This window comes from Arthrobacter subterraneus (assembly GCF_900099735.1).
Taxonomy (GTDB): Bacteria; Actinomycetota; Actinomycetes; order Actinomycetales; family Micrococcaceae; genus Arthrobacter_D; species Arthrobacter_D subterraneus.
In genome coordinates this window covers 1-7,794 of record NZ_FNDT01000040.1, presented here as the reverse complement: position 1 = coordinate 7,794, position 7,794 = coordinate 1, and the positions used below count along the sequence as shown (strand labels likewise).

At 59.4% G+C, this 7,794-nt stretch carries 6 protein-coding genes and 2 pseudogenes; 5 read left to right on the top strand and 3 right to left on the bottom strand.

The annotated features are described in order from the left end of the window. The 3 genes and pseudogenes from BLS52_RS17860 to BLS52_RS17850 form a co-directional block, all read right to left on the bottom strand. Positions 1 to 476, bottom strand: a pseudogene (locus BLS52_RS17860) (c-type cytochrome biogenesis protein CcsB); the annotation flags it as partial. Beyond that, complete coding sequence (resB, locus tag BLS52_RS17855) at positions 473 to 2,089, bottom strand: cytochrome c biogenesis protein ResB (protein WP_090588507.1); 1,617 nt, start codon at positions 2,087 to 2,089, stop codon at positions 473 to 475. The gene resB and the pseudogene BLS52_RS17860, both read right to left, overlap by 4 nt. Continuing rightward, positions 2,079 to 2,741 (bottom strand): TlpA family protein disulfide reductase, encoded by a 663-nt coding sequence (locus BLS52_RS17850; protein ID WP_090588505.1) that lies wholly within the window; start codon positions 2,739 to 2,741, stop codon positions 2,079 to 2,081. The genes resB and BLS52_RS17850 overlap by 11 nt, the downstream gene beginning before the upstream one ends. Positions 2,742 to 3,164: 423 nt before the next feature. Here BLS52_RS17850 and lgt point away from each other — a divergent pair, with 423 nt between their 5' ends. The 5 genes and pseudogenes from lgt to BLS52_RS18725 all read left to right on the top strand — a co-directional run. Further along, entirely contained in the window at positions 3,165 to 4,055 is an 891-nt protein-coding gene (gene lgt / locus BLS52_RS17845; protein ID WP_342707481.1) for a prolipoprotein diacylglyceryl transferase, read from the top strand. A 310-nt stretch (positions 4,056 to 4,365) separates the two neighbouring features. After that, positions 4,366 to 4,677, top strand: coding sequence for a metal-sensitive transcriptional regulator (locus BLS52_RS17840; protein ID WP_090588504.1), 312 nt, complete (start codon positions 4,366 to 4,368; stop codon positions 4,675 to 4,677). 19 nt (positions 4,678 to 4,696) lie between these two features. Continuing rightward, a complete protein-coding gene (locus tag BLS52_RS17835; RefSeq protein WP_090588502.1) occupies positions 4,697 to 4,921 on the top strand; it encodes a heavy-metal-associated domain-containing protein in 225 nt (74 codons plus the stop codon). A 43-nt stretch (positions 4,922 to 4,964) separates the two neighbouring features. Continuing rightward, entirely contained in the window at positions 4,965 to 7,325 is a 2,361-nt protein-coding gene (locus BLS52_RS17830) for a heavy metal translocating P-type ATPase (RefSeq protein WP_090588501.1), read from the top strand. 278 nt (positions 7,326 to 7,603) lie between these two features. Further along, positions 7,604 to 7,794 (top strand): annotated as a pseudogene (locus BLS52_RS18725) (IS3-like element ISAar46 family transposase); the annotation flags it as partial.

Here is a 7,794-nt window from a genome sequence, read left to right as displayed (position 1 = left end):
TCCTGGAAGATGAGGCTGATGAGGAACACTGCCATGACGAGCATTGCGCCGGTGGTGGTGAATTCGTACATGTTGCCCCAGGGGACCCGGGCTGCGGCCACGCCGCGGGTAATGACGCCCGCCAGGTGGATGATCAGCCCGACGATGCTGACGGCGACCGCTATCCGGGCGGCGGGCCGCCGGAGGGGGGCATACCCGATGCCGGTGTGGTCCGCTGTGTTCGCGCTGGCCTGATGGGTGTTGGCGCCACCATGGGACCACTGGATTCGCGGTTCCCCGGCCTCGGTCCCCGCCCCGGTGCGCGCTGCGACGGGGGCGGGTTCGGGGGTGTGGGTTGATGCTGTTGCTACGGCGGGGAGTTTCCGGGCACGCATGAGGTCGACTGTGAAGGCGAGGAAGGCGACGGTGTAGGTCAGCGCGGCGAGCAGCATGAACAGTTCGCTGTAATCGCCGAGCGCTTCATTGATCGGGGTCATTGTCTGCTACCTGCCTTCTCGCGTTGGTTCTTGTCGAATCTGGCGCTCCAGTGCGTTGAAAGGAGGCCCCCGATTTTGAGTGCTTCCTTGTCCAGGCCGTGGTCCTTGCCCCTGGCGAGCAGGCCATACTCGACCAAGGTCTGCCCGTCGGCGTCTTCGGTGGCTCGCACCCAGGCCCTCCGCCGGGGGATGCATAGTGTTGCCACCAGCCCTATCAATGCCAGTGAGGTGGAGATCAGCGCCATGGTTTTGCCCGGATCGAAGATGATATCCAGTGCTACGTAGCGCTTCAGGCCGTCAAAGGTGATCGATCCTTTGCCCTGCGGAAGGTCATAGGTTTGGTAAGCGCCCAGCACGATGCCCCCATCGGAGGTGTTCCGCCCGTTGAGCTGGGTGAGGTTGGTGGTGTCCAACTGGTACACATTTCGGGGTGTGCCGTCGTTGAGCCCGAGATCCCCGTAGTAGGAGTTCAGGTTCAGTTGAGGGTTGAACGGGTCGGGATCTGACCCGAATGCCACACCGTTCTCGTCGACCACCGCTGTGGGTAGGAAGAACCCGACGAAACCGAGCTGGTCGGGTTGCGCGTCCGGGGCTTTGATAACGATGGTGGAGTTATAGGTGGGATCCTGCGGCAGGGCTGGCACCGGTCCCTGGTACGCGATGTTCCCGTTACCGTCGCGGACCGTGACCACTGGGGCATAACCATTGCCGATCAGGTACACGTTGGTGCCGCCGAAATTGATCGGTTCATTGACCCGCAATGTTTCTTTGCGGGGTTCAACTCCGGGGCGCTCCTGAACGGTCACGGAGCCGGTGAAGTCCACCGGATTGCCGTAGTTGGTTTCCCTGCGGTCGAAGGTGACGTCGAAGTCTTCCAGGGTAAGGGAAAACGGGACCAGCCAGTCAGTGTCGAAGTTCGTGCCCGGGAAGAAGGAGTCATAGGCGATTTCGGTGTTGGTGAACCCCTCGTCCTCGATGACGAGCTTTTGTCCCCGGTACCCGAACAGCCCTCCGACGGCCACAGCGATGAGTACCCCGATCAGGGAAACATGGAACAGCAGGTTCCCTGCTTCCTTCAGATACCCTCGTTCGGCGGCCACAGAAGGACTCGCCGTCTCGATGTCGCGCAGCTGCACCCGGTACCCTCGACGGCGCAGAAGGACCGCTGCGTCCTGCACCGCAACCTCCGGGTCTATGTCACTGGACGGTAGGAGCAGCGTCCCGTACTGCGGCATCCGGGAGAGCCTACGCGGGGTGATCGGCGGCTGGGACCTCATGTGTTTCCAGTACACCGCTGCCCGGGGAATCACGCAGCCAATCAACGAGATAAACAACAGCAGGTAGATCGCCGAGAACCACACTGATGAATACACGTCAAAGAACTGGAACCGGTCCAGCCACGGGCCAACCTCAGGATTATCGGCAAGGTACTGAGTGACCACGGCCGGATTCGCGGGACGCTGCGGAAACAGGGAACCTGGGACAGCCGCCACCGCCAGTAGTAGCAACAGCTGCAACGCCGTGCGCATACTGGTCAGCTGACGCCATGCCCACCGTAACCCGCCCCGAAACCCCAGAGACGGCTCGGTCACAGTTCGTCCCTCAGGGAGCATTTGTTCCGGTTCCGGTACCGGTTTCGTCTGCGACAGATGCGGCCCTGCCGAGCTCCTCGGTGATGAGGGTTCGCAGGACATTCTCATCCGCTATGCCCAGGACCCTGGCGGCGACTCGGCCTTCTCGATCTAGTACAAGGGTGGTTGGAACAGCCTGTGGGGGCACGTACTCCGTAAGGGACAGCAGGATTCGCCCGTCACGGTCCTCGAAGCTGGGATAACTTATGTCGAAGTTTCTTTCGAAGGCGTCCGCCGTTGCGGATTCATCACGAATGTTAATGCCGTAGAACTGCACGCCCTGTTGGGCGAAGTCCTCGTGAAGCGCAGCGAGGGTAGGGGATTCGGCTCGACACGGGGCGCATGCGGCGTACCAGACGTTGAGCACCACGACCTGCCCGGCCCACTCCTGGGACCCAGCGCGCGTACCGTCGAAAAGGGTTCCCTGAACAGTTAGTGGTTCCCCCCGGCTTTCGGGGGCATACTCGGCTATGGATCCGTCACCGGCGACGTAGTTGGTGCTTCCCGCAGTTGCTTGGTCGGCGAGGGGATCCGCCGCGACGCATCCTGTGAGGAAAAGCGAAGCGACGAGGACCACGCATCCGCCGATCCTGCGCACCTTGCGCCCCGAGGCCACGGCGCTATACGCGTTCATGCTTGGCCCCCCGCTCCAGCCAAAGGTGTACTTGGCACTTTGTTGCCAAGACTCAGAGTCAACGTAAGTGCAACACGCTCAGGTAACACGCTGTTCTGTCCGCCTCCTTCTTGTTGTAGGCCGCCAGTGGCACATCAACCACCCGATACTATCGACTATAGTAATCGATATTTGCACACGAGTTCCCCCATTCGCAGTGAGGAGAGGGCGAGCGGACGCATTCAGTTTCAGCTGGGCGTTCGCTGCTCTCGCACGGCACGGGTATCGAAACCGCTTTGAAGGACTAGTTATGACGAGATTGAACGCCCGACCGGCCCTGCAGCGGACGGCCGCTGATTATTTCAGCAGTGCAGGACCGACTGCAGGCCGATGGACAAGCCCGGCAGGCCTTGAGGCTTCAGCCAGTCGGTGGTTCTAGTGCAGATGCCTGTTATGGCCACGCTTTTCGCGAGGGAAGGATCACATATTCCTTCTCCTACCGTCAGCGCGTTCGAGGTGGGGCCTTTCATGATCCACTTCTACGCCTTGACCATCCTGGCCGGAATCATCCTTGCTACCTATCTCACCGAGCGCCGACTTGTCGCCCGCGGCGCCGCGAAAGGGGTATCCATTGACATCATTGTGTGGGCCGTCCCTTTCGGCATCATCGGCGGACGGATCTACCACGTCATCACCGACCCCCAGCTGTACTTCGCCCCGGGGCGGAGCGCCCTTGACGCGTTCAAAATATGGGAGGGCGGATTAGGTATCTGGGGGGCAGTCGCCTTTGGCGCCCTCGGTGCCTGGATCGGATGCAAACGGCATAACGTATCTTTCCTGGCCTTCGCCGACGCGGCAGCACCAGGGCTCGTTTTCGCTCAAGCCCTTGGGAGATGGGGGAACTGGTTCAACAACGAGATCTACGGCGATCCCACAACCCTGCCCTGGAAACTGGAAATCCATGAAATGGCCGCCGGGCAGGCAGTGCTCGACGCGGCTGGCGATCCTGTAGTACTCGGATACTTCCACCCCACCTTCCTGTACGAGTCACTCTGGAGCCTCCTGGTAGGTGTCCTTCTGCTACTCCTGGATCGGAAAAAGCAGATTGGCTCAGGAGGCGTCTTCGCTCTCTATGTCGCCTTCTACACTGCGGGGAGATTCGTCATCGAGTTCATGAGGTCGGACCCAGCGAACCTCATACTCGGGTTGCGAGTAAACACGTGGGTGTCCGGGCTCATTTTCACCCTCGCGGTGCTCGCTTACATCTGGCGCAAAAACCACCCACGGTCCAGCGCGAACCCCGTCCAAGACGATACTCACCACGTGCACGATTAGGGCTTTGGGAGCTCTGAGCTCTCTTGCATCACCGCAAGAGAGCCGTACAGCAGGGCTAACCAGCGCAGTTGATAACCCTGCGTACCCAACAAATGAAGCTCGCGTTAAAGCGCCGATTGGTGGAGCTGGCCGGCACCTTTGACCGCGATCGTCGAACTCTGAGAACTAACGGCTAAAAGTTCATCGCTAACGACGAGCGGTTCGTCCCGACCTCGACTACTATTCTACTTAGTAGAATCCCTGCCAAGTGAGCTGCATCCCTTTACATTATACCCCCTAGGGGTATAATTGACTGGTATAAGGAGGGAAAATGGAAAAGTCAGCATCGGCCAGTCCGATAGCGCAGCGGGGATACACCTCCGACAAGGAGGCCTACCTGCAACGCCTAAGGCGCATCGAAGGCCAAGTGCGCGGCATCGCAAGAATGGTAGACGAGGACCAGTACTGCATCGACGTCCTCACCCAAGTCGCGGCCATCAACAAGGCTCTGCACGCGGTAAGCATCGGCTTGCTGGAGGAACATATCGCCCACTGTGTGGTGAAGGCTTCAGACGAATCCCAAGACGCCGGTGAAGCAAAAGTAAAGGAAGCGGTAGACGCCATCGCACGACTACTGCGTTAACCCCAAAGAGAGAACGCTCATGAGCACAACCTCAGTGAATATTTCCGGAATGACATGCAATCACTGCGTAGCGTCAGTCACTGAAGAACTATCCGAACTTGACGGCGTGACCAATGTCGACATCGTCTTGAACAGGGGCGGCATATCCACCGCAACCATCAGCGGTCCAGAAGAACTAGACACCCAGAAGATCACCGAGGCAGTCGCGGAAGCGGGCTACGAAGTAGTACCTCCCAGCGCCTGAAAGTTATCCCAACCCCGCCTTGCCGCACCTATAGGAGCACAGCGTGAGCACTAAAGAACTGCTCGGCCAATCTGCGACGCGCATCATCGAACTCGACATCGAAGGTATGACCTGTGCCTCCTGCGTAGGCCGGGTGGAACGCAAGCTCACCAAACTGGACGGTGTGGAAGCTTCGGTGAACCTCCCCCTTGAATCAGCGCGAGTGACAGCACCCGAACATATCTCTGACCAGGAAATCATCGACACCGTCAACAAGACTGGTTACAAAGCTCATCTAAAACCTGGTCAACGCACTGCTTCGCCTGCCGGATCCAGCAGCGAAAGCACCGCCGCTGCAACCAACCCGGTCAGTGAGAGCCCTGAGGGGATCACCTTGCATCCAGGCGACCACCACAGTTCAAGCGCCGGCACTCTAGATGAGAAAGGCAGTAATGAAGGCGCCCGTCGCAGCGCGGCGTCCGTGTTGAAACCGCGGCTGATCCTCGCCGCTGTTCTCTCACTACCGATCGTGGTCATCTCGATGATTCCCGGTGCACAATTCCCGCACTGGGGATGGGTCGCTTTCGCCCTCGCGCTTCCGGTCGTTACCTGGTCGGGATGGCCCTTCCACCGTGCTGCCGCTATCAACGCTCGTCACTTTGCTTCCACCATGGACACCTTGGTGTCCCTAGGTGTCATTGCCGCATTTCTCTTCTCGGCCTGGCAGCTCTTCACCAACCCCACAATCACCGCCCACACAGGCATAAATATGGGGGACCACTCTCTCTACTTTGAGGTAGCCGCGGTCCTGGTGACGTTCCTGCTGTTAGGACGGTACCTCGAAGCCCGGGCGAAAGCCCGGGCCGGTGATGCGCTCAAAGCCCTGCTGGATCTCGGGGCAAAGGAAGCAACAGTTCTACGCGACGGTGTCGAGAAACTCATCCCGGCTGACCAGCTGGAAAAAGGTGACGTATTTGTCGTCCGGCCAGGGGAGAAACTCGCTACGGACGGTGTCGTCATTGAGGGAAACTCCGCCATTGACACCTCATTGGTCACGGGGGAGTCGGTACCGGTTGAGGTCAGTGCAGGCAACGCCGTCACTGGGGCAACCATCAACACTTCCGGGCGACTGCTGGTCAAGGCGACCCGGGTAGGTAGCGACACCACACTGGCGCAGATGGGACGCTTGGTCAGCCAAGCACAATCCGGCAAGGCACCGATCGCCCGCCTTGCGGACCGTATCAGTGCAGTGTTCGTGCCCATCGTCATCTCAATATCAGTGCTGACCTTCCTCTTATGGATGATCTTCAGCGGAGACCTCGGATCTGCGTTCACAGCGTCGGTGACAGTACTGGTAATCGCCTGCCCGTGCGCACTCGGTTTGGCAACCCCGACCGCTCTCATGACGGGTACAGGCCGGGGAGCCCAGTTAGGCATCCTCATCAAGGGCCCTCAAGTACTCGAAGATACCCGGACCGTTAACGCCATACTTCTCGATAAAACCGGCACGGTAACCAGCGGACGACTGGAAGTCACCGACGTCACCGCACTTGGCGACACCCACGCCGAAGAGGTTCTAGCCCGCGCCGGCGCAGTTGAAGCGGCCAGCGAACATCCCATCGCGCGGGCCATAGCAGAGGCGGCAAAGCACGGTGCCGGCACCGAACTGCCACACGTCTCCAACTTCCACAGCGCCCCAGGGGGAGGGGTACGTGGCGTCGTCGACGGCGCCGTCATACTCGCTGGCCGACCAGGTTGGCTGGAGAACAACGATGTAAGCATTCCGGACGACTACCGCGCGATTTTCACGCGCCAGCAAGAATCCGGAGCAACGGCAATCTACGTGGCACAAAACGGGCGAATGGTCGGAGTCATCAGCCTGAAGGACACCATCAAAGAAAACTCTGCCGCCGCCATCGCAAAACTTAAGAAACTCGGACTGCGGCCCCTATTGCTAACAGGGGATAACAAGGAAGTAGCCCAGCAGGTCGCCGCGCAAGTCGGCATAGCACCGGAGGACGTCTTCGCTGACGTCCTGCCGGAAGGAAAAGTCGACGCCGTGAAACGCCTTCAGGAGCAGGGACTAACAGTAGCCATGGCAGGCGACGGCGTGAACGACGCCGCTGCCCTGGCACAAGCTGACCTGGGTATCGCTATGGGCTCCGGAACGGACGTTGCTATTGAAGCCGCGGACCTCACCATCATGGGAAACGACCTGAACCAAGTAGCCCAAGCCATCGAGTTATCCCGCAGTACACTCAGCACCATCAAAATGAACCTCTTCTGGGCTTTTGCCTACAACACACTCGGCATACCGATTGCCGCACTCGGCCTACTCAACCCCATAATCGCAGGCGGAGCGATGGCAGCAAGCTCAGTGCTGGTCGTCCTGAACTCACTGCGACTCAGAAAATTTGGCAAGTAGACCTAGATCGCTGATTCGGGTTGGCTACTCAACGTATATGCAGTGGACCGGCATACGAGGACCGAGTTTTCCTGGAACTGGTATCGCGACTACCTCTCGGATACCCCACCTGAGAGTTACTTAGCAGGTCAAACAGCTAAGCCCGCCAATCCCCTACGTGTCAGGCTGGAGCGGTACCACGGTGACAGAGCAAGTCAGCTTAATCGCGTGGGGCGAGAACCAGGAAACCGATCATTATGTCTAATCTAGTTTTGGCCAAGGTAGGCCAAGATGGATCCATGAGTAGTTCCGGACCGCGTGCCGGTGGCCCGACCCCTCGAAGGTCTTTTACCCCAGCGCAGAAGCTTGAGTTTTTAGCGCAGTACGAGGATGCCTGCACCCGTCAGGAGGGCGGTGCGTTCCTGCGTGAGCATGGGCTGTATTCCTCTCAGATCGCTGAGTGGCGCAAGCTGCGTGATGGCGGTGTCCT